We start from the raw sequence: 20,779 nt of genomic DNA, 5'->3' as shown, positions 1-20,779 counted from the left end.
TCACCATCCTTTCGTATCTGTCTTATCGATTTGAAGGCTTTCTAAGGTCGTTTTCGTTTTGATAAATGTTTGTTTATCAACAATTAAACCCGTTCCTGCGTTTGCATTTGCCGTTGCTCCTCCAATCCATCCTACCGAACCAATCGCGATATTATTGGCTTCATACGGGGCGATATAGGTAGTTGAAACAATGCTTGTACTTGTTGTGGTTTGCTTGGTAATCGGTTTTCTAAACAATTCTACACTGCTTGAATTATAGAAAACTAAGTATTTAACTCTGTCTGCGTCTTCAAAAGAAGGATATAGGCTAGAACCAGGCATAATCGCAGAACCTGGGTAAATTTTCGCGAAAATGTTTGGCTGTTCCGCTTGCGTCCAAGTCTTTGAAAAAGTCTGCAATGTCGATAGAATTTCATTCTCTTGAATATTTTCTCGGAGGACAAAGGCTTCTCCCTTGTTGGCCAGCTGTTTAAAGAAGTTCGCCCATCCCCCTGTTGCAGATCCATCTACAACAGATACGGAATAAATCATCCTGCCGTCATTGGTTCCTAGCTCTGTGGCTTTTGAGCTCTCTATCAAGTAAAAATCATCAATGCTATAGCTTGCTAGATTCATTCGAATTAATTGGCCGGACATTAAACCTGTTATTTTTGTATCAAATGTAATTCTCCGTCCAACTTTCGCGTATCTGGCAAGTTTTGACGCTGCATCATCAAAAGCAGCTTCACGACTGGTAATGTACATATCGTCAGTAACTTCTTCATAGATTCCGCTCGTTCCGTCAAGATTCTTCATTCTTGAGATTTCTGTATCATCATAGGAAACTGCCACGATGTTAAACAAGCCTTGGTAAGTGACGGATAATGTTTGGGAGCTTGTCAAAGGAGATCCTGCATCATCTTGGGAGATAATATTTTCGCCTTTGTTCCAATAGAAATCTTTTCCGGAATCGACTCCCTTAATCCCTACTGTTTTAGCAGACCCATTTACAGAGATAGTTGGAACTTTTGCCATGGGATAATCCAGTGTAAAAGTTTTGGTGGTACCGTCCCCCTTGAATGTTCGAGTTTGCGGATCAGTGGTATCCATCCCTGCTTTGATGTATTGCTTATTTCGGTAATCCTCCGCTACCGGCTCAACAGAAACGTTTTTAATATCGCTTGTTTCCGTAATGACGGTGCTATTGTAATTCGTTGCCCGGTGGAAAAACTGTAACTTCTTATCCTTGTCTACGTTGAATTCGAATCCAGCAATCTCAGCTAAGCGTTCAAGTACTCTTGTGACGCTAATATAGTTGAATACAGCTTCTGTAACGGTCGGCCCGTCCTGGATGACTCCTGTGGTAATACCCTCTATTGATAAGTAATTGGTCAATATGTCCTTAACGATATCACCGGCTAACATATTCGTATAAACCTTGGCAATATTCCGTTTATCCGTGATAAACAGATTATCCACACATTGGATATTATGAACTTTGGCATTACTAGACACACTTAAATATTTACTAACCGGTTTATCGATAACACCGCCGAAGACCTTATCCAGCGTAGCATCAGGATTCAAACCTATTATTAGTTCAATATAGTCTGTTCTCACATAGCTTGCTGTTACTCCGTCACTTGGGTCAGCATAGGCGATAAGATTGATATAACCGTACGCATCAATAAAAGTTGTCGATGTAGACGGAATCGACAATTTAGTAACCGTACCGTTTGTATGTGACTTAGTTGTCCCCCATACAGAAGAATAAACAGCAAAATAAGCTTTGTTACCAGTTGGAGAACTTCCCCATCCGTACCAGTTCGCTGTCCATCCACTAATATATGTTTTCGCTAATGCAATCTTATCTGATAAAGCAGTTTTACCTTGCCAAACCGCTGAACCGTATTTGTCGGTCAATGCACGGATAATATCAAACCGATATAGAACTTGTCTCATAGCGCCTGAAGTCGTTGTTGCAGCGTTGAACAAAGAACCATCCAAAGCTTCAGAAGAATCGTAGTGTGCTTGAGTACCCTCGGTAGCAAATGCTGACGGAGCAGATAATGTAGCACTACTTGCATATTTCATGATATTTCCGTTCTCAATAACACTTCCTGCTATTTTCCCCACGTAGTTGGCTGTGATTGAATCGTAAGAGGGTAATTGGTTAAAAATTCCTACCTGTTCCCCTTTTGAATAACTTTGTGTTCCATCCCTGTCGATAATCGAAAAAGAGGCCGTTGATCGTGCTCCGATGGCATCATCGATATCAATGCTCCCCTGTTGATAATCAACGGTTGCGCCCGCAATCTTAATAATCATCAAGCGCCCCTCCTTTTAATTAAACTTAATTCCGGTCTTTTGCCTGATTTCATTTACCGCATGAGGCATGATACCCTTTGCCACAATTCGTCCGTCCATTTCAATGTAAATAGGCTGGCCATTACTTGATTGGTGAGCAATTTCATGACTTAAAGCTTGATTTGATAATGATGGTAAATCTGGTGGTTGAAGTAATTGTGTAGCAAATTTCTGAGTATCCTTTGCCAGTGAATTCAATGAATCTATAACACTGCCACTCTCTGCCTCAATACCAATAGCCATTCCTAGAGGAATGTTTTTACCAATCATGTCACGCATCCAGCGAGATGGAGAGTGAATACCGAGTGCACCAGTAATTGTGTCTTTAATGTTCCCAGCAACTTCACCAATTTTTTTTGCGACTGCGCCAACCATGCTTCCGATACCTTTTATAAGCCCATTTATGATGTCTTTCCCAATCTGCAATAAATCTACCTCTTTTAATTTGTCGATAATCTGAGGGATGATGTCATTTTTTATAGCCGAACCTAAGCTACTAGCCAATTGAATGATTCCGCTGATTAATGCCTTTAGTAATTTAACACCAGCGTCGATTATTTTAGGTAAATTACTAATCAATGCCGACGCTATCTGCACAATGAGATCAATTGCACAAATAATCAATTGTGGTAATATCTTTGCTATCCCATTTATTAAAGCAAGAAGCAATTTTACCCCAGCGTCAATTATTTTAGGTAATTGATCAATTAATGTTGTTGCTACCTGAACAATTAATTTAACAGCTGCATCTATTAATTGCGGCAAAATCTGAATAATTCCATCGATTAGAGACAATAAAATTTTAATTCCTGCGTCTATAATCATCGGTAAATTCTGAATCAACATATTTGCAACTTGGGTAATTAAATTTAGAGCCAAAGTGATTAATTGTGGAAGCATTTGAGTTATTCCATTAACTAACGCTAAGAGTATTTCAATTCCAGCATTTAGGATTATAGGTAAATTGGTAACAATTTCATTTACAAGTGTCATAACTACTGTGATAATTGCAGTAAAAATACTTGGCAATGCCTGTACAATTCCGTTTACCAAAGTCATTAATATTTGAATACCGGCATTTAGTAGAATTGGTAATGTTATAGAGATTTGTTCTAGAATTCCCGTTAATAATCCCGTTATCGTATTAATCAATATTGGCAAAATAACTGGTAAAGCTTGTGTGATTCCATTAATGATATTTTGCAAAATCTGCAATCCTACTGTGAGTAATTTCGGAAGAGCTGTTGTAAACAGATTAACAACATTTGAGATGATGTTGTTTATGACTCCGGAAACAGAGCCGGCATTATTGCTAAGTCCTTGAGCAATCGCAGGTAAATACCGAGCTGCAGTCATTATAAGCGAAGGAATTCCTCCGACTAATAACGAAATGATTGTTGGGGCCAATTGAGCAAACACTTGTGTCAGCGGTGTTAAATCACCGCTGAAGGCCGCTTTTATGGCATTAAATAATTGTATTATGGTACTTCTGATATTACTTACAGCCTGCCCAATTGCTTGTGCTGCTCCTTGGAATGTTTCTGGTAAATGACCTAGCCAGTCATTAGCAGCGTCACCACCAACAGCTGCCCAGAATAAATATTTACCTAAATCTTCTAATGCAGAGATAAAAATACCCATTTTTTGTGCTGTTTCTTGAAAACCCTTCGGCAAGTGTCCTAGCCAATCGTTTGCGTAATCTCCATCAGCTGCTGTCCAAAAGAGGTATTTTCCTAAATCTGATAATGCAGCTACAAAAACCCCCATACTTTGTGCCGCGTTTTGAAACCCTTTAGGTAGATGACCTAACCAATCATTGGCAGCGTCACCGTCAACACCCGCCCAGAATAGATATTTAACCAAACTTGTAACAGTATTACTTATTGCAGCTACTGCATCTCCTATTTGTTTTGCTGCGTTTTGAAACCCTTTAGGTAGGTGACCTAGCCAGTCATTAGCAGTGTCACCACCAACAGCTGCCCAGAATAAATATTTACCTAAATCAAGAATCACTTGTCCAAAAAATTTAATCGCATTCACAGAAGCCTCGATGGCTTTTCTAAATCCCTCACAATTTTTCCATAGCCAAACAATTCCGGCCCCTGCACCTACTAATGCTGCTGAAACTAATATTACTGTTCCCAACATGGAAGCTAGCCCAGTTACAATAGGTCCAATTAATGGCCATAGTGCTGAAAAAGCCGCCTGCATCCCTCCGAATAATCCGATCCCTATAGCTAATGGTGCTAGAATTAAAGTTAATATTGGTATCAGCATTAAAAATCCAGCGATTAATTTGGCTAAAAATGGGTGCGCTTCATTAAATTTTATGGCCAAATTGGCAATGGCCGTGATCACCTTCATAATAGGTGTAACCACAGCTGCAAAAGCTTGGACCATTGGTTCAAATGCTTTTGTTACTGATGCCTTCATTTCATCTGCAGCCTTTTTAAAGCTAGGAACAGATTCATACGCTGCTTTCGCTAGAGAAGTATATAGAATCCCGCTTACAACCGCTGCTCCCATAGCCACCATTTGCATCCGCATAATCCCCGCCGTAATCATCATAGTCATATCATTAAGTGCTTTCATGCTTGCTGTTGGTCCCAACATCCTTAAAGCTAATACTGCCGGCTGTCCTCTTGCCGCCATTCTCTCCATACCACCACTAATAGCTAATAATCCGTTATTAACTCTATATAATGGGTTATTCATACGATTAAAATTAGCAGCTATTTTACTAGATGCTGTACTTTTGGCTAGCATAGTTGCAATTCCTTGAATAAATCCCATCCGTGCCAGATTATTATTAGAGATCATTTGGTCATTCACTTGTCTGTTCCTGTTACCCAATTGTGTCAGCTCATTCATAAACTCCTGTGTGGATCCTTGGTACTCCCCCATACCTTGAGCCATTTGAAAAAACTCGTATTGGATTTCCTGCTGTTGAGCTTTGAATGGTGCTAATGCTGCCTTATTTTGCCGAACTGCCTGTTTCATTTGTTCGCTCATTTGCCGCCATTGTCGCTGCATATTTGCAGTACTTGTTCCCATATCATCCGCAAGTGTTGCTACTGTACTGCCAACTCCGCGTATTTCATTTTCCATTCGCCTCGTTGAGCGATCAAGATCAGAAGTATCGGCGCCGATTTCGATCATCATTTCCGCGATTGTGGTCACTTACCTCACCCCCAATCTCTCTTCAATTTCTCTCGTTACACGCTCTTTCTCTTCTTGGGTAACTTTTTTCTTTTTAGCAGCAGGTTTTAATAAATCATTGGGATCAATTGGCCTCTTAAGGTGGGGAGCTGTAATCCACGAAGCGGATAAAGCCAACATTTCCAATCGCCTTTTTTCTCGCCACTTATATCCATCGTACAAGTCCAAAAATTCGCCGTACGTTAATCTACCTAATTGTTCAGGGCTTAAATTAAGAGGTCCGTAAGCTATTTGCTTAATAAGCACCCAATTTAAACCCTTATTTAGTTTGGGGTAACTTCACTATCTTCATCTGGCTCTTCTTCGTTGCCAACCGCGTCTTGTTCATCAAATTCATCTTTTGGAGCATTTAATAGTCTTGATTTTTTCAACGCATCCATTACTGGCTCCATCATATCCATGATGGTTTTTCCTTCTTCTTGAATTTCTTTGTTTAACATCAATCCTACACGCTGAATCGTAAGCCCATGCTCCTTCCATTTAAGACCTGCCCAATAAAAGCCTCGGCATAAACGGAATCCAATCTGCTCCTCATTTAAAATTGCTGGGACACCTTTACCAAAGTGGTCCTCTAAGTCACAAGCTGAATTAACATCATATTTTAATAGTCTTTGTTTTCCACCAAAATGAACTTCTACATAGGTTTTTAAGTTAGACATATAAATACCCTCCTGAATTAGTTAAGTCTTACCGCAGCTACTGTTACTGATGTAACAGTGCTATATGATACTGAAACAAGTCCTGTCGATAGGTCATTGAATCGATATGGATCTAGCTTAGGAAAAGAAATTTCGGAACCGGCTGCTAATGAAACAACAAGATCATGATCAAATCCTTGGCTGCAAGGGGCCACAGAATTAACGGTTACGGTAACAGGTGATGCTCCTCCGTTTTTTACATAAAGGATAGTATTTCCGTCATTTGTAAAAGTATCGCCGCCTGCAGATGCTGAAGACATTGTTTTAACCAAACCGTTTATAGGCAAGTTTTGAACATTTAATTGAGCCAATTGAAACATACTCCCCTTTCAAAAAAAATAAAAAATCCCGTATAAAACGGACTTTAAATTAAGGATTAGTAACGGTTGTTGGTGATCCGGTTCCTAATAGTTCAAAGGCATATGTTACCTCTGCATCATAAGGTGCGTCTAATTCTCGGCTTGTTACAAGTGCATCCCCAGTTTCCACGTCACCGCTCGAGCCAGTTTCACTCCATTTTGCTTTTACTTTTGTCTTATTCCGCATAGCTGTTTTTAACTTGTCGTATGCAGCATCATTTAAAACATACGCACCATCACAGGAAATTTTCCAACCAGCTAAAGCATAATCATACTCTTTCCAGCCATTAGAAGATTTGCTAGTAGTTTCAATTGTATCTACTTCTTCCGTGAATTTTGCACCTCGTTGACTGGCAATAGTGATAAATGTTCCAGCGACTGCACCTTCAACTTGAATAATTACGTCTACTCCGCGCATCTATCTATTCCTCCTTTGTTTTTTTATCATCTTTCGCAGATTTTTCTACGATTTTTACATATCCGGAACTTTCCCATTCTTTGACGATTTCATCATCAAGTTGATAGGTTTGTCGCCGAGGATTGTACATATCATTGTTATATGAAAACTGTACTAAAACTCTAAATTTAAACATTGACTCACGTCCTAACTATACGGATACTCTTTCGCCCATTGAATCTTCATAACAGCTAAGTTATCTGCAATAATGGAACAATCAATCTTTGAAAATATAATTTTATCTTCTGTTATAGTCCCATCTTGATTTAAAACAGGAATAGTTCGTTTATTTTGTCTTATACTATTTGCGATTTTTTCTGCCTGAATAAGAGCTTCTGAGGACGTTTTATGAAAAATTTTTACCGACAATAGATAGACAACTTCATAATCCTGTTTACTAAAATTGGTATCTAATGTGCTAGGGAGGAGGGAAGTACATGCTGGTTGTTTCTATGTTTTCTGGTATTGTTTTTGAATATACTTTGACTGGCCACTGGGAATAAAAATACCCTCGAATCGAACCTAGCATTTGTTCCACATTATCCATCCCCTAGCTCACTTTGAATCCACTGCCTGAATTTCCTTTCAAAAGAAGCTGCAAATATCTTCTCGAATATGGCTACGGCTTGATCCCAATACGGCTGACCTTCTATCCATTGTTGTTTTAATAACATCCCTGTATCAGAAGATGGATCGTATTCAAAACGTGATCCGTTCCATTTTCCCGGAACCCATCTAGCTAATGTTCCGTTTTTTAATTCAAAAGCACCTGGTGTACTAGATTTAACTGTCCAGTGCCCATCGTTTACGATTTTCGCATAGGATAAATTTGTCCCGATATTAAGGGTTAATCCTCCATTTTTTATTGCCCAAACGTTATCTTTGTCGCCTTTTTTAAAGGAGTTCAATAGATTACGAAAATCAACGACTTGCAAGCGAATGATTTCATCTTGGACAATATCCAAAAATTCAAATCCTGTTGCTTCTAGCCATAATGCAAATTGCTTCTTTAATTCCGGATCCGCAAGTCTCTCAATCTTTTTTAATACCTTTTCTATTCCATGTACCTTCACTCTTGTTTTCAAATCAGATCATTCCTTATAGCAGTCACCTCAATATGATGACCTCTAATATTTCGAGGAATCTCAAGACGATAGCTGGTTCCATTTAAAACAATCTTGTCGTTAAACCGGACATCTGTATTTATTAAAAAATGAACCCGGAACGATTGAACAATTTCAACTCCTGGCTCTTCTTTCACTACTTTTGTAGACTCTTTTGCAAATAAGCAAGAGACGTTTTGCAAATCTGAAAGAACTGGATAAGAATAGGCAGTTTCCCCAGGAACACCAAAGGAACCTGCCTCTTGATTCTCAACTAGATGATAAACGGCACAACGATCGGTCAATAAATCTTGATAACTCATTAGATCGACCTCATTTTCATCCTCGTATTGCCGGTTGTTTTTTCTTTTTCTTGAATATAGGCTGATAGTAGGTCAAACACATCGGGTTTTCGAACAGTCTGTCCATTAGCCAATGTATAGGAGTAATCTCCAATACGTTCGCTCTGATAACCTTTTGTGATTGACTCGTCGCTATTGATCAAAGCAAAGAACTGCGCCATTTTTAAATAGGCAATTTCAACCTCTGGAGGCAATGCTGGATACAAAGGATTTCCCTCTGTATCCACTCCATTAAATGTGTGGCCCACAATTGATTTAATTTCCTGGTCTGCCTCGATGATATCCATTTCTAATAATGTCGGTGGTCTTTGTTTCACCTTATCGAAAACGGTATATCCAATTACATCTGCAGCCGTAATCCTAGGCATTACTCGGCCGCCTTCTTTTCTTGTAGATCAAGAATTAATGTAATCCGTTCTTCTTCATTACGAGGCGTAACAGGATCTCCATCGAACTGAGCAATAATGGCTTCTTGTTGTTCTTTATTCAGTTTTTTTAGGGTTGCTTTTGTGTGTAACTCTGGAGTAAGTACCTCTTCTAAGTACTCTCCATAGTCAGCTAGTAGTTGCTCTTTTTCCTCGACAGATACTTCAACCGGATCATTTGGATAAAAGAAGTGCCCTCCACCAATGTGGAGAGCACCTTCCTTTGATTTGTATTGAACTTTTGGCATTGTAATTCCTCCTTACAATTTATCTCCAGACATCCATGCACAAGCTTCTACTTCACGAACAACCGCGTCAAGGTAAGCATAAAGAACATGGTAGGTCGCATCTTTAGCAGCTGCAGTTGCGCCGACCCCTGTGCGGATGTAACGTAAATCACGAGTAAAGACTGGTTTTAAGTTAGATTGTGGGCATAAGCAAGCAAACCCACTTTGTAACTCTGCTACAACTTCTACTGGGTAACCAGCAATTCTAGTAATCTTTCCTTCTTGTAAAACTGCATCACCATAACCAGTAGCACGGTTAGAAACTAATGCAACCAACTTATCATTAGTTTTACGAGTAATGTTCCAGCAGATATCTGAGAAGCTCTTATAACGTTCTGGAAGTAACTGAATGTGGTTCACGAAATCCAAAATAGTAGGTTCATTTGCCCCAAGAACAGTTTTATAAGGTGATGTTTTACATTTCTTTACGAACCCGTCAATGACAGATAAGAAAGGATCTGGAGTCACTCCATCTGGTAACAATGCTGTTGTGTCCCCGTTAAAGATTAGGTCTTGCAGATCCACGGCAAACTGTTGCTGAATCATGCTGATAACCTTTGCTTCTACATCATCACCACGGGCCGCCTGAGAGTAAAAGACGTCATCGTTTTGTAACCATTCATCCCATTTAACTTTCTTAACTGCAAACGGAATTTTACGTTTACCGATTGCTCCAGTTCCGTTCGGTTCGTCATCCTTGCTTGCCTCACGAATTTTACGACGACCAACACTTAAAGCATCTAAATTACCTGCAGCAACATCACGGAAGATTGGGTTTAATTTTGGTAATGTAGTTGCCTTGTTGATTGTATCAATTAAGAACGCTTGGGCATCACTAGTTGCCATTGGAATATCAATGTTTTTCTTGATAGTAGAAAGCTGATTTTCTTTTGTGATAATTTGTTGATTCGTTGCCATTTATATCATCCTCTCTTTTTTTAAAACTATTATTCAAAGTGGCGCATGTAAGATGGACCATCGCTAGACTTTACAACAGGAGTCGGCTCTTGATGAACTTGCTTAGAAACTCCGCGAGCTTTCTCAACAGCATCAAGACGGTCATTGATCGGTGTTAACTTTTCATCAAGAAGCGTACCAAATTGTTTAACAATATCATCTTCACCTGTAGGAGTGACACCTGTACCTTCTTCCTTTTCAATAGCATCTAAGCGCTTGGTTATTGGTGATAATTTTTCATCTAACATTTTTGCAATATCTTCTGCTTTCATGACTTCTTCCTCCCCATCTACTTCTTCTTTAAGTGCCTTAAGTGCCTCATAAGCTGCATTGATTTGGTCCATTCGTGCCCCAGAAATCTTTTTACCAGCTTTCAAAATTTCTTCGGTCGGTTTACCAATAGCTTTTAATACGTTGTTGCTTAGTAAGATTTCATTCATGATTTCAGTAAAATCCTGTATGGCTTCACGAACTGTTGTTTCGTCCTCAGCAAATTCATAGTTATCGGTTTGCCAATTGTAAGAACGAATCACAGTTTCGAAACTATCCATCGCAGACCAAAAATTGCGGCTTTTAATTCCGCGCTCGTACTTATCGCGGACGGCACCTTTTTGAATTTTTTCACCAGAAAAGAATGATTTCATGGCATTAAAAAAGCCCTTCACATCATCATCCGATTTAGCGACAGGCTTTGATGCTTTCTTTTCAATTGTCTCGGCAGTTCCGGCCATCGAATATCCGGTAAACTCCCCTTTTTTGATTGACTCCCATATATCATCAGTGGCCTTTGTAACCATTACCCAGGATCCCTTTGTGATTATCTCTCCATCGATATCCATATCTACAGGCGCGATGTAAGACTCCACCAACTCCCCAGCACCACGTTCGAAATCATGTTGAGTATCGATATTGCGGAAGTCTTTCATGAACTTATGAGCTGCCTTTTCAATTTCATCAGCATTCATAATGTCATCATGAGCATCTGCAACGTCTGGTTCGTAAACAACACCATATACAAGTTGCTGTTCATCCTCAGATTTCATGATGATTTTTACTTCTTTTTGAAATGTAGGTGTTGGGGATCCTGCTGCTTTAGTAAGAAAGAATTGCTTTTGATTGGCTCCCTTATCCACATAGGAAACATGTGTAATATTTGCATTTTTAAGTTCTCTTGCCAATTTGTTCACCTCCCTTCAGCATTATTCAGCCTTCGTAAAATCAACATAATACTCTTTGCCAACCTCAAACTGTTCTGCAGCATCAGTATTTATTGTTGATAATTCAATGCGACCAGTAGGAGTATATTGCCAAAACTTTTTGTTTTCATCTGAATTACCGAATACAGGTTGCAATACTACCTTTGCTTGTTTTTGACATGGTTGATGTCCAGTCTCGCCTTTTTCAATACATACAAATTTAGCTCTTACCATTTTGTTTCCTCCATTCCATGATAAAAAAACACCTCATTTGGTGACCTGGTTTAGGTATTCATTTCATCTAACACTTGTTGTCTCAATACCTCTTTTTCTTCTTTTGATAGACCAATAATGTCTTGATCAACGACGGGTCCCAACGCACAATGACAATTCACCCTCTCGCTTGCTGGCAGAGAAGGATCTCGTGGGTAATCAGCTTCATTTCCATTTACGTCAAACTTCTCGTCCACTCCAATTTCAGTACCATCTAAGTCTTCATGCTCTTTTCGTGGATTGTTCTTCTTACCACCTGAATGTTTCCAACTTTTCTTAGTTACTGCAGGACTTTGCATATATGCTTCCCATTGGCTACGGCTCGAGGCAGTTAATATTTCCGTAATAGCTGTGGTCCGTGCTCTAAGTCGGTCAAACTGCGGCAAATCCTTTATGGCTAGTTCAGCATCTGCAATAGATCCACCTTCTTCAATCACCTTTTTCAGTGCATCTTCTAACGACTGATGAGTATTCAATTTCATAATTTCACCTAAATCATGGGACCAGGAATCAATCCAATCGGTAGTCCGTGTCGAAAGGATACTAAAGGCAACATCCTTATCGATAGCATCCATGATCTCAGATGTAAGTTCCGTAATAGTCAAAAATAGAAAGTCTTTTGTTGTTTCCTCCATATCCGCTAAGAATTCATCGCTAGCAAATAAATCTTGAGAAAGAAAGTTTAATAATCCTTCGATGGTAATATCCTTTTGAATATAATCTTTGACTCCATTTAAAAAATGTTTTCGCTGATTTCGAAATAGTTTAGCTACCTTCTTCTCATAATCTTCGATGTACTTGGGAATCTTATCTAAACCGGGGAAGTCAGGTACCACATCAGTGATCTCTTCATCCTCTTCCTTGGCCTTTATCACAGCATTAATAGACTTAAGGAGACGCTCCACCTTACTCATGATTGCATCTCCTCAATAACGTCACGTAAATCCTTTAGGATATTAACCAAATCACTGTTGGCTGATTTCCTCATCATGATCGGTAATAATGGTTGAGCTGGTACATTCCTCATCATTTGGAGAGGAACATTGTATTCTTCAGGGAACATTTCTAAGTCTTTTCCTAATACCTGGCCCAATAGATCGCGTAAATCATTTGGTGCGGCTGATCCAGCATTAATAAATGGTGTTAATACTTTAGCTGTATCTAGTGGATCTCCAAAGTTAGGACCATTCAGCGTCAACATAACATTGAAAATATCTAAATCACCTAAAAATAAGGTGTTTAATTTACCGGCTATGGTCTTTCTTTCAGTACGGAATACCTGTTCCTCGGTTACTTTTCTTGCGGTCTCAGCTGTGGCTTTGTTGTAATCCTGTGATTCCCCAGTGTATAAAGGCGGTAATCGAAATGCTGATCGAAGCTTGTCCCTACTCTTCGAATCGTATTCAAGGAACAATGCATCTTGCTGGAGTATTTCAGCTAATGATTTAATCTGGACCTTAACTGGTGTTACTTTTTCGTCACCGTGAACGTCTTCCGTTGCTACCCCTTCAGCTTCAAGCAAAAGAAATTTATGAGCATTGTCAACTCCTTCAATTCCAGACATATACTCTTTTAATTGGGCAACTGAGTCATCTGATAGCATCCCATTTTCAACCACAATAGCTGCAGGTGTATGTCGACCTTGTTTGAAATATAGATAGTTAAGTTCATCAGCTTTCCTTGTTCCATATAAATTGACGATATGTCCAATCCATCGCGGAATGCCATAGGTGCCAGATCCTATTTTAAAATGAATCAATTCGGTAGCACGTAAATGTTCAGGCGTGCTCTCATCATACTTACCGGTGGAAAGATTCATGATTCGTGGATCCCCATATTCTTTAAACCAGACTCGAGCCCCATTAATTTCTTGAATATATTTTCTGAAGGTGCGCCATCGCTTAATGGTTTTTACCTGACCATTTATAGTGATTTTATACTCTACTTCTTCTGGTACTGAACGTATGCAAACTCTGATGTATTGTCCATCTGCATATTCAATACCAGCAGGGATATTTAATGAGTCTCGTAACACTTCCACATATCCATTGCCCATCTTCTCACGATCTTCAAGAGCAAAACCAAAAATCGTTTCAGCTTCTTCATCATAGTTAAGATAGCGAACAAATTCTTCAAGCCTGGTCCATTCCTTATCAGCAAGTGTTTTTAATTCATTTGATGTATCATCGGTATTGTAATCAAACCGATACTTAGGAATAAATCCAAACCCGAGTATATTGACTTTATACGCTTCGACACACTGCTGAATAATGGTTGAATATTCACCGATTAATTTCAGTTCTTTTAAATTGTAAGGAGGCGCAATGATCTCACCACTATATAAATCTTTAAAAGGATCGTCATATATCTGCTTAGTTGAGGTGGATGGTTGGTCCACCTTTATGACTCTAGCTTTCATTTTTTGCTGGCCCATAGCCTACCTCCTTTCTCTGTTTGGTCTCTTCTTACTCTTATCTTTCAGATCGGCAATCTCATAATCATCTAATCCATACCAAATTGCTGACAATGTATGAGGATCGATTTTAAATTCATCCTCGATGATCCTCCCGTTTTTATCTGTTGCATAGGTAAGGTCTTTTAATTCGTAAATCGTGTTCGTGCATTGATCTGAACAAATGATCTTTTTGAAACGTTTAATCTTTTTTGTGTACTGAATTCTAGAACCTTGGTATTTTTTCGCAGATACCATATTAAAGCCCTTTTGCCGATAATATTGAATGGTTTTAGGCTCAGCGCTATCTGCTTTAATACGTTCCTGTGATTCCTTAAACTCAATTATTTTCTCTGCCGTTTGATCATCAGTCATTTGATTTTTGTAGTATTCCCAGTAGATGTACAGGTATTGTTTATTATGATCCACGGCTAGACGTAGCAAAGCATTATAGGATTCAACAAAACCAAAGTCCATCCCAGCTCGCTTAATTACAGTCCTGATATTTGAAATATCCTCCATGACTTCACTGTGATCCTTAACCCTAAACTGAGGAAATACCCGAACCCCATTCACGCCAAAACGACCTTTCCGGGCAATACGGTAAAGGTCTGGATCATAGTCTTTCATTTCCTCCAACTGCTCAATATAGCTTTCTGGAAGGAATAAATTATCATCGGCCGTTGAATGATGGTAATAGGTATCTTTTACAATGACAGTACGCTTTTCATAAAGTTCTTTATCATCTAGAACCAGACGTTTGTTTTGCTCATCTTTAAAAAAGTGTTTGAAGGTCCAGTTATCTTCACCAACAGGATTGGTTGAGAGAATCATGTGCAATTTTAATTTAGGATGCCGTAAACGACCAAGAAGTTCCTTAAAACCTGCGTATTTAATTTCTGAACACTCTTCAAGCCAAATGATTGAAATATTATTAATTGATTTAAGTTTTGCTGGCTTGTCCATTCCTTTAAAAATGATTTTAGACCCATTGTAAAACCTTAATTCATAGGGGCTTTCTTTTGGTCTTATTTTCCCCTTAGCAATTTTCTTTTTTCCTGTATCATCCAAGGCTCCAAGTTCTTCAATGATTTCGTTAAACAATGAAAATGTACTATCTTTATGAGTTTCATATACTTCCCGAACGACAAGCGCTGTTCGTTTTTCTGAAAGCAATTTTAGAATCAACTTCAATGCAACATGATAGCTTTTACTAGATCCGTATCCTCCAACAAGAAACTGAAACTTTTGATTCCAATCGAAGAGAAAATCCTCAAAGTGTGGATTAACTTCTTTTTCAATTATGGTCATGAACTGTCACCTTTTCGCTTTATGACAATTTCGAAAGAAGTATCATCTTCATCGTTTGAAATATTCTCGATTTCAGCTTTTGTTTTCTCTACGTTTAGTCTCATTCCTTCAAGCTTCAGCCTGCGCTCATCATCGATGTATGCCATTTCGTCAAACTGCTTAATTAATCCTCTAAGTTCACTCATTGCCCTGGACTGAGCATTTAGGAAGGAGGCTTGTTTGTCCCATGCAAATTGAAACTCCCATTCGTGCTCGTCACCAAACATCCCAGGCTTTTCTTTCTTCAATACTCTGGTAATATCATCTCGGTCTTCGACAAACATAATCTTCTGTGCTCTGATTATAGCTGTGTACTGAATCATGATTTGGTCCCAGATCATATCAACCGGGGAACGCTGCTGGATCTCCTTAAGGATATCTAATGATTCTTGCGGTAAGTATTTAGAGAAGAAGCCATGCGTAATTGCATTTTTATTTTGCTTAGGTGCGCCTTGACCTTGAGCATTCTTATTGCCTTTAGGAGCGCCTTTTTTATTAGTAACGTTACCTTTTGATTTAGTAACGTTACTTTTTATTAACTCTTCCCATTTATCATGGTTTTTCCATTTACGAATTTGGGAATCAGTTACACCTAATTGACTTGCAATTTCTTTAAGGAGAATGGTCCCGTTGCTTTCCTTCCATAACTCGAATGCTTTATCTCGGTTAGGACTTCTAGCTCTAGCCATCTACACAATCACCCACCTCCAATATGATTTGTTTGTTTTGGGAAAATAAAAAAGCACCCCGAAGGATACTCGAAATATAATCAATATTTCATCATTGTGTACTCAATGATTCTTATCATTTCTTCTAAAAGATTATTTTCCTTTAGAACGGTCCATGGAATAGAAATATTCTTATTTTTTTCATCTGCTCTTCCGCGATACTCTGACCCTTTTGATGCGATGTAGACATCCCATGAATAGGTTTTTGTTAGAGTGCCGCTACTTCCATATGACTTAACATCATCGATTTCGACTAAATAATGGCTTTCTACATTGTATATTCTTCTTGGTTCCATGTTTGCTTCACTCCTCTCACTTAACATTTCGACAAAAGGAGAAAGGTTCCTATAATCCTAATTGTTAAATATTGGTGAACAAATAATAATATAATAGGATTTTAACTAATATTACCGAATATTGTAAAAAAGGAGGTGGTAATAATGAGTTTAAGCAACGAACAAAGACTTCAAGTAGCACAATTAGCAAAGGAAATAACAATTCAATTTGCTGGTCACTTAAAGTACACGGATAATTCTACTAGTTCAGCAATGAATAAAAATCTTTCTGAAAATATATCCAGCTTATATGTTGAGACCTACAATACCATATTGAATGTTGTTGAAGGAAAATAATTCTCCATATATACATCATTTGTACGACAAAAAACACAATCAAATTTGAAAATTGTAATATGATAGAAGTTATTTCAAATTCTTTACCGAAATCTATTATTATATATTATTTTTAGGAGTGTTGATTATGGCGGTTTACAGCTATAAAGAAATTTACGATTGGTTAAATCAGTTCCCTATCGGACAACAATTCGTTTCAGCATTGGGCAATATTATTGAACCAGGAACAGAGGTTGGTGATTTAACAAAAGTTGTAGATACCGATCAAATAGAAATTAACATTTTTGTATTTGATTCCATTAATTTACTTGAAGCAAACTGTGTTCTAAATAGTAACGACAAAACCAAAAACTTTGCAAAAATTCATGTAAGAAATATCAAAGATATCGAAAAAAAAGAGATAAACTTATTACAATACACTAGAGATATGATTGGTATTGAAAAATTTAGTGATTTATCACTCACACTTACTTTCTTGAATAATGAAACCATTGAACTAAAACAATGTGATTTTAATCAAAGTAAAGAGGTTTTCACTGAAACAATTTATAAACTAACAAAGTGAAAAATTAGTGTTAATACTTTCTTATTAAGAAAGCCTTTTTCAAGAAACTAGAAAAAGGCTCTCATGTTTTCTCTGTTCAATTTTCTTTTCTGCCCTCTTAAAATGTGTCTGCACCGTGCTTTTCTTTACTCCCAGAATTTCTGCAGTGTATTCAAAAGTGATCCCTTCAACTTTAATCATGAGGAAAACATCCTTTTCCCTCTCAGTTAATGTACACAACGCATCTTCAATGATTTCATTTTCATAGTGGGTAATTTCACTAGCATGAGAAAGTTCAACATAAAAAGGATGCACCGGTAATACATCAAGTACTGATGGATCCGTTAAATACACTCCGCGTTTATCAATTCCACGCCTAGCATCCGGATTTCTTCCACTCCTCATCCACTCGAGTGCATATTCCAAGTCGCTGATTATGCTGGCAATTACTTTTTTATCATCAATGTCTTGAGGAGATGGCTTTTTCTTTTTGTCTAATGCACTTTGGATTCTCGAATCAAATTTTTTTTTCATCTTTCTTGCATCTCGAAGTGATTTTCGATATTCAGCCATTAATACTCTCACGCGATCAGCTCCTTTTTATTTTTGTCTCAATGCCCCTCTGTGTCGTGCATACCTCGGCATCCCCATTCCCATAAGACTCTTAATATCCGATTCACTTAAATGCTCTGATTTGCGCTTCTGTGGCTGCTGACGACGTTTTTTTTCTTAGCTGTAGTTAACTCTCGGTGTTGTTTTTTCCATTCCGTTAGCTGGTCTTTTAAAGTTGGATTCATGACATCACCTCATATTGGTCAAATAAAAAAGGACACCAAATGACGGTAAAAACCGTTCATTCAGTGTCCTCCAGAGAGCTGGTAGAACAATCATTTTTTATTCTTTTCATAATCACTAATGATTGATCCAATAATCAACTTTATTAATTCCAGTCTGCGTTTTTCTTTTGAAAACTCATTAATAGAATAAATTATTATTGCAATACCAATTATACAGAAAGTGGATATATCTAAAAGCATGGTGATTTTTTCTGATGTATCATGGACTTTAGTATTAAAGATAACTTCCATAATTTTATCTGAAACTGAATTTGTAGTTACTATTCTAGAAATCGTAGTTGTGATTACAGCAACAATTATACCTATAAATATTGTAGAAAAATTACTAAGCAGATTGTTTTTTTCATATACTTCAATATAGTTTTTTAGTAGATAATAATCTTCTAGATTTGAACCTATCTTAAAGTGTATTTTTCTTTTAATTTTCTTGAGGTTTCTTAATGGATCGGATGTTATTGGATCATCTGTGAATTGAAAAAAGAAATTAGAGTCATATTCACCTTTACCTAACCATTGATAGAGTACCTTATTATTCGATTGATAAATCTGTGAATTCCTTAACCTACGTAAATCTCTTTTTTCAGATATCCATGAGGTTAATGAAAATATTTTCAAAATTAGATAACTCATAAATACAAAATTAAAGAAGCTTGTAAATATTGACTGATAATTATTAAAAAATATTAATAAGGCTACATATGCACTAAACGCAAGTATTATCACTAAAATTTCTAATAATATTTTCTTTATTTTAATCCAATGACTCAAAAATCTTCCCCCTCATCAAACTTCACCCGTTTAACCTTTCCCTGATGTGTAACAATTTTTGTTTCACCATGACTTGGCAGCTCCGTTAATTTAGCCTTCCCATCACAAACAACAATGGCGAAACTTCCTTTTAGTTCCATTATATCAATCTCTATTTTCATCGTACTATGATTAATGTCAATTTCTCTTAGTCTCAAAGGAACTCCCCCATGCTATAATAATATTGTCGTGATATTACCTAGCCGGGAGAGATCCTGGCTTTTTTATTTTCTTTTTTGAAGCTCATCTTGTACAACATTGAGGATGGCTTCCTGATTTTGAATGTAATTTACATCTGGAGAGCCACCGATTACATGAGAACCAATCCTATTAACAACATCCCGATAAAGAAGGAACAGGCCTGCTTCATTTAGTTTCTTAATACTGTATTCCATTGTTTCATTCACCTTTGCTACCCCACCTTGATTTTGCACCTTTAGGACCACGCCATTTATAATCGGTAAAGATATTTGCATAACTGCTACCAATTGGTTTAGAGGTTTTCTTAATTGGATACATCTTAATATGACAAAACACCATAATTTTCGACAAATTATGCTAATATACCTACATAGGCAAATTTTACGAAAGTAAAGGACGCAAAGCCACGGGCCTAAAGCAAACTTTTTTGCCATGGTAGCCGGGTTGCAATTTACAAAAAATTATTTTAACAACTTTTCAAATTATCCCTTTCTTAATTTGCCTTAACATTAGAAGGGAATGATCAAAGTGAATAAAACTGTACTTATTATTGACGATTCAACTTTTATGAGAAACATGCTAAAAAATGTGTTATCTGAAAGCAATTACCTAGTTATTTCCGAAGCATCAAATGGTAATGATGCCATTTCTTTATACCAAGAATTCAATCCAGATATTGTTTTGCTAGATATAACTTTACCTGACATTAATGGAATTGATGTTTTAAAGAAATTAATAAAGATAAATTCAGAAGCTAAAATTGTCATGTGCTCGTCAATGGGTCAATCATTTGTGATTATTGAAGCTTTAGAATTAGGAGCTAAAGATTTTATTGTAAAACCAAATTTTAATGAATTAATTCCAGCTCTAAATAAAGTTTTTAATTTACCTATTAAAATCTGTTAAGTACATAATGTTAGTTTTGAATATTTAGTGAAAACCATTAAAGGTTTGGTAAACTTTAGTTTGGAATACTCGATAACCATTTTCTCAAGCTATTCCACAAATCCCCCCCCCGGACGTGTCTACTCGCACTCTCATGATCAGGGGTTAATATTTATTTCACCTAATGTTTGTATTGTGTATTATTCATGGACAGGTAAATTAGGATTTTTCCTTTTTGCATCCTCAATATTGAACCAATGTTCTTCCGACTTCACATCACCTTTATACTTGTTTGCATTGTAAATTTTATACTTTTCCTTAGACAAAATTTCACTATTTCCGTTTTTGTAATTAATAATCCAACCACTTTTCACTTTCCTTCCTCCTTCACAATAAAAGTCTAGTGGTAAACACATTGCTTATTTTGTTTTATAAAATCTTTGAAATGAAATGTTATAAAATTTCGATACAATTTAAATCGACATAATCAGAAACTCCAGGATAATATGGGCTTTCTGCCAAAACTTTAACGTTGTGACGAAGAGTTCCTTTGCAGATGTCTCCTTTACAAAAAACTTTCACTAATCTTCCCCAGTTATCCCAATATTCGTCCTTAACTAGTAATTTCATGATCTATGCGT

At 37.3% G+C, this 20,779-nt stretch carries 27 protein-coding genes, 1 pseudogene and 1 riboswitch; of the genes and pseudogenes, 3 read left to right on the top strand and 25 right to left on the bottom strand.

Annotated features, from left to right (window positions below; genetic code table 11):
- The 19 genes from B1NLA3E_RS01535 to B1NLA3E_RS01440 form a co-directional block, all read right to left on the bottom strand.
- Positions 1 to 2,307 (bottom strand): hypothetical protein, encoded by a 2,307-nt coding sequence (locus B1NLA3E_RS01535; protein ID WP_015592102.1) that lies wholly within the window; start codon positions 2,305 to 2,307, stop codon positions 1 to 3.
- A gap of 15 nt (positions 2,308 to 2,322) precedes the next feature.
- Positions 2,323 to 5,526 carry a phage tail protein gene (locus B1NLA3E_RS23135; RefSeq protein WP_015592101.1) on the bottom strand — a complete coding sequence of 1,068 codons (3,204 nt, stop codon included), beginning with the start codon at positions 5,524 to 5,526 and terminating at the stop codon, positions 2,323 to 2,325.
- Positions 5,527 to 5,811, bottom strand: a complete 285-nt coding sequence (locus tag B1NLA3E_RS01520) for a hypothetical protein (RefSeq protein ID WP_015592100.1) — start codon at positions 5,809 to 5,811, stop codon at positions 5,527 to 5,529. It lies immediately after the preceding gene.
- Between the two features lie 17 nt (positions 5,812 to 5,828).
- Positions 5,829 to 6,224, bottom strand: coding sequence for a hypothetical protein (locus B1NLA3E_RS01515; RefSeq protein ID WP_015592099.1), 396 nt, complete (start codon positions 6,222 to 6,224; stop codon positions 5,829 to 5,831).
- Positions 6,225 to 6,241: 17 nt separating this feature from the next.
- Entirely contained in the window at positions 6,242 to 6,574 is a 333-nt protein-coding gene (locus tag B1NLA3E_RS01510; protein WP_041580834.1) for a hypothetical protein, read from the bottom strand.
- 58 nt (positions 6,575 to 6,632) lie between these two features.
- Positions 6,633 to 7,040 carry a phage tail tube protein gene (locus B1NLA3E_RS01505; protein ID WP_015592098.1) on the bottom strand — a complete coding sequence of 136 codons (408 nt, stop codon included), beginning with the start codon at positions 7,038 to 7,040 and terminating at the stop codon, positions 6,633 to 6,635.
- A 4-nt stretch (positions 7,041 to 7,044) separates the two neighbouring features.
- The gene (locus B1NLA3E_RS25110) at positions 7,045 to 7,215 is read right to left on the bottom strand and encodes a hypothetical protein (RefSeq protein ID WP_187292138.1); all 171 of its coding nucleotides are present in this window, start codon (positions 7,213 to 7,215) and stop codon (positions 7,045 to 7,047) included.
- Positions 7,216 to 7,618: 403 nt separating this feature from the next.
- Positions 7,619 to 8,152 carry an HK97 gp10 family phage protein gene (locus B1NLA3E_RS01495; RefSeq protein WP_041580833.1) on the bottom strand — a complete coding sequence of 178 codons (534 nt, stop codon included), beginning with the start codon at positions 8,150 to 8,152 and terminating at the stop codon, positions 7,619 to 7,621.
- Positions 8,153 to 8,160: 8 nt separating this feature from the next.
- Positions 8,161 to 8,505 (bottom strand): DUF3599 family protein, encoded by a 345-nt coding sequence (locus B1NLA3E_RS01490; RefSeq protein WP_015592095.1) that lies wholly within the window; start codon positions 8,503 to 8,505, stop codon positions 8,161 to 8,163.
- Positions 8,505 to 8,912 (bottom strand): protein YqbG, encoded by a 408-nt coding sequence (gene yqbG, locus B1NLA3E_RS01485; protein ID WP_015592094.1) that lies wholly within the window; start codon positions 8,910 to 8,912, stop codon positions 8,505 to 8,507. The genes B1NLA3E_RS01490 and yqbG overlap by 1 nt, the downstream gene beginning before the upstream one ends.
- Entirely contained in the window at positions 8,912 to 9,217 is a 306-nt protein-coding gene (locus B1NLA3E_RS01480) for a hypothetical protein (RefSeq protein WP_015592093.1), read from the bottom strand. Before B1NLA3E_RS01480 ends, yqbG begins: the two co-directional genes overlap by 1 nt.
- 12 nt (positions 9,218 to 9,229) lie before the next feature.
- Complete coding sequence (locus B1NLA3E_RS01475) at positions 9,230 to 10,174, bottom strand: phage major capsid protein (protein WP_015592092.1); 945 nt, start codon at positions 10,172 to 10,174, stop codon at positions 9,230 to 9,232.
- Positions 10,175 to 10,203: 29 nt separating this feature from the next.
- Positions 10,204 to 11,400, bottom strand: coding sequence for an XkdF-like putative serine protease domain-containing protein (locus tag B1NLA3E_RS01470; RefSeq protein ID WP_442852648.1), 1,197 nt, complete (start codon positions 11,398 to 11,400; stop codon positions 10,204 to 10,206).
- Positions 11,401 to 11,412: 12 nt separating this feature from the next.
- Positions 11,413 to 11,643, bottom strand: a complete 231-nt coding sequence (locus B1NLA3E_RS01465) for a hypothetical protein (protein ID WP_015592090.1) — start codon at positions 11,641 to 11,643, stop codon at positions 11,413 to 11,415.
- A 50-nt stretch (positions 11,644 to 11,693) separates the two neighbouring features.
- A complete protein-coding gene (locus B1NLA3E_RS01460) occupies positions 11,694 to 12,596 on the bottom strand; it encodes a phage minor head protein (protein WP_015592089.1) in 903 nt (300 codons plus the stop codon).
- Positions 12,593 to 14,116: a phage portal protein gene (locus B1NLA3E_RS01455; protein ID WP_015592088.1), complete on the bottom strand. Its 1,524-nt coding sequence runs from the start codon at positions 14,114 to 14,116 to the stop codon at positions 12,593 to 12,595. Before B1NLA3E_RS01455 ends, B1NLA3E_RS01460 begins: the two co-directional genes overlap by 4 nt.
- A 3-nt stretch (positions 14,117 to 14,119) precedes the next feature.
- On the bottom strand, positions 14,120 to 15,436 hold the full coding sequence (locus tag B1NLA3E_RS01450; RefSeq protein ID WP_144061537.1) for a PBSX family phage terminase large subunit: 1,317 nt from the start codon (positions 15,434 to 15,436) through the stop codon (positions 14,120 to 14,122).
- 5 nt (positions 15,437 to 15,441) lie between these two features.
- A complete protein-coding gene (gene terS / locus B1NLA3E_RS01445) occupies positions 15,442 to 16,173 on the bottom strand; it encodes a phage terminase small subunit (protein ID WP_015592086.1) in 732 nt (243 codons plus the stop codon).
- 80 nt (positions 16,174 to 16,253) lie between these two features.
- Entirely contained in the window at positions 16,254 to 16,508 is a 255-nt protein-coding gene (locus B1NLA3E_RS01440) for a hypothetical protein (RefSeq protein WP_015592085.1), read from the bottom strand.
- Between the two features lie 144 nt (positions 16,509 to 16,652).
- On the opposite strand from B1NLA3E_RS01440, the gene B1NLA3E_RS01435 reads away from it, so the two are divergent.
- Both B1NLA3E_RS01435 and B1NLA3E_RS01430 read left to right on the top strand, forming a co-directional pair.
- Positions 16,653 to 16,844: a hypothetical protein gene (locus tag B1NLA3E_RS01435; RefSeq protein WP_041580215.1), complete on the top strand. Its 192-nt coding sequence runs from the start codon at positions 16,653 to 16,655 to the stop codon at positions 16,842 to 16,844.
- Between the two features lie 127 nt (positions 16,845 to 16,971).
- The gene (locus B1NLA3E_RS01430; protein ID WP_015592084.1) at positions 16,972 to 17,409 is read left to right on the top strand and encodes a hypothetical protein; all 438 of its coding nucleotides are present in this window, start codon (positions 16,972 to 16,974) and stop codon (positions 17,407 to 17,409) included.
- Between the two features lie 39 nt (positions 17,410 to 17,448).
- On the opposite strand, the gene B1NLA3E_RS01425 is transcribed toward B1NLA3E_RS01430, so the two are convergent.
- The 5 genes and pseudogenes from B1NLA3E_RS01425 to B1NLA3E_RS01410 form a co-directional block, all read right to left on the bottom strand.
- Positions 17,449 to 17,973, bottom strand: coding sequence for a sigma-70 family RNA polymerase sigma factor (locus B1NLA3E_RS01425; protein ID WP_041580214.1), 525 nt, complete (start codon positions 17,971 to 17,973; stop codon positions 17,449 to 17,451).
- Between the two features lie 15 nt (positions 17,974 to 17,988).
- A pseudogene (locus B1NLA3E_RS25510) lies at positions 17,989 to 18,185 on the bottom strand (hypothetical protein).
- A gap of 90 nt (positions 18,186 to 18,275) precedes the next feature.
- On the bottom strand, positions 18,276 to 19,013 hold the full coding sequence (locus tag B1NLA3E_RS01420) for a hypothetical protein (protein ID WP_015592082.1): 738 nt from the start codon (positions 19,011 to 19,013) through the stop codon (positions 18,276 to 18,278).
- Positions 19,010 to 19,210 carry an XtrA/YqaO family protein gene (locus B1NLA3E_RS01415; protein WP_015592081.1) on the bottom strand — a complete coding sequence of 67 codons (201 nt, stop codon included), beginning with the start codon at positions 19,208 to 19,210 and terminating at the stop codon, positions 19,010 to 19,012. The genes B1NLA3E_RS01420 and B1NLA3E_RS01415 overlap by 4 nt, the downstream gene beginning before the upstream one ends.
- Positions 19,211 to 19,276: 66 nt before the next feature.
- The gene (locus B1NLA3E_RS01410) at positions 19,277 to 19,528 is read right to left on the bottom strand and encodes a hypothetical protein (protein ID WP_015592080.1); all 252 of its coding nucleotides are present in this window, start codon (positions 19,526 to 19,528) and stop codon (positions 19,277 to 19,279) included.
- 88 nt (positions 19,529 to 19,616) lie between these two features.
- Positions 19,617 to 19,705, top strand: a riboswitch (cyclic di-GMP riboswitch).
- Between the two features lie 67 nt (positions 19,706 to 19,772).
- Here B1NLA3E_RS01410 and B1NLA3E_RS01405 point away from each other — a divergent pair.
- Positions 19,773 to 20,159, top strand: coding sequence for a response regulator (locus B1NLA3E_RS01405; protein ID WP_015592079.1), 387 nt, complete (start codon positions 19,773 to 19,775; stop codon positions 20,157 to 20,159).
- Positions 20,160 to 20,338: 179 nt separating this feature from the next.
- Here B1NLA3E_RS01405 and B1NLA3E_RS25105 read toward each other — a convergent pair whose 3' ends face one another.
- The gene (locus B1NLA3E_RS25105; RefSeq protein ID WP_187292137.1) at positions 20,339 to 20,512 is read right to left on the bottom strand and encodes a hypothetical protein; all 174 of its coding nucleotides are present in this window, start codon (positions 20,510 to 20,512) and stop codon (positions 20,339 to 20,341) included.
- Positions 20,513 to 20,779: the final 267 nt, after the last annotated feature.

It is taken from the genome of Bacillus sp. 1NLA3E (genome assembly GCF_000242895.2).
Classification (GTDB): domain Bacteria; phylum Bacillota; class Bacilli; order Bacillales; family Cytobacillaceae; genus Bacillus_BU.
This window is presented reverse-complemented; position numbering and strand designations above follow the sequence as displayed.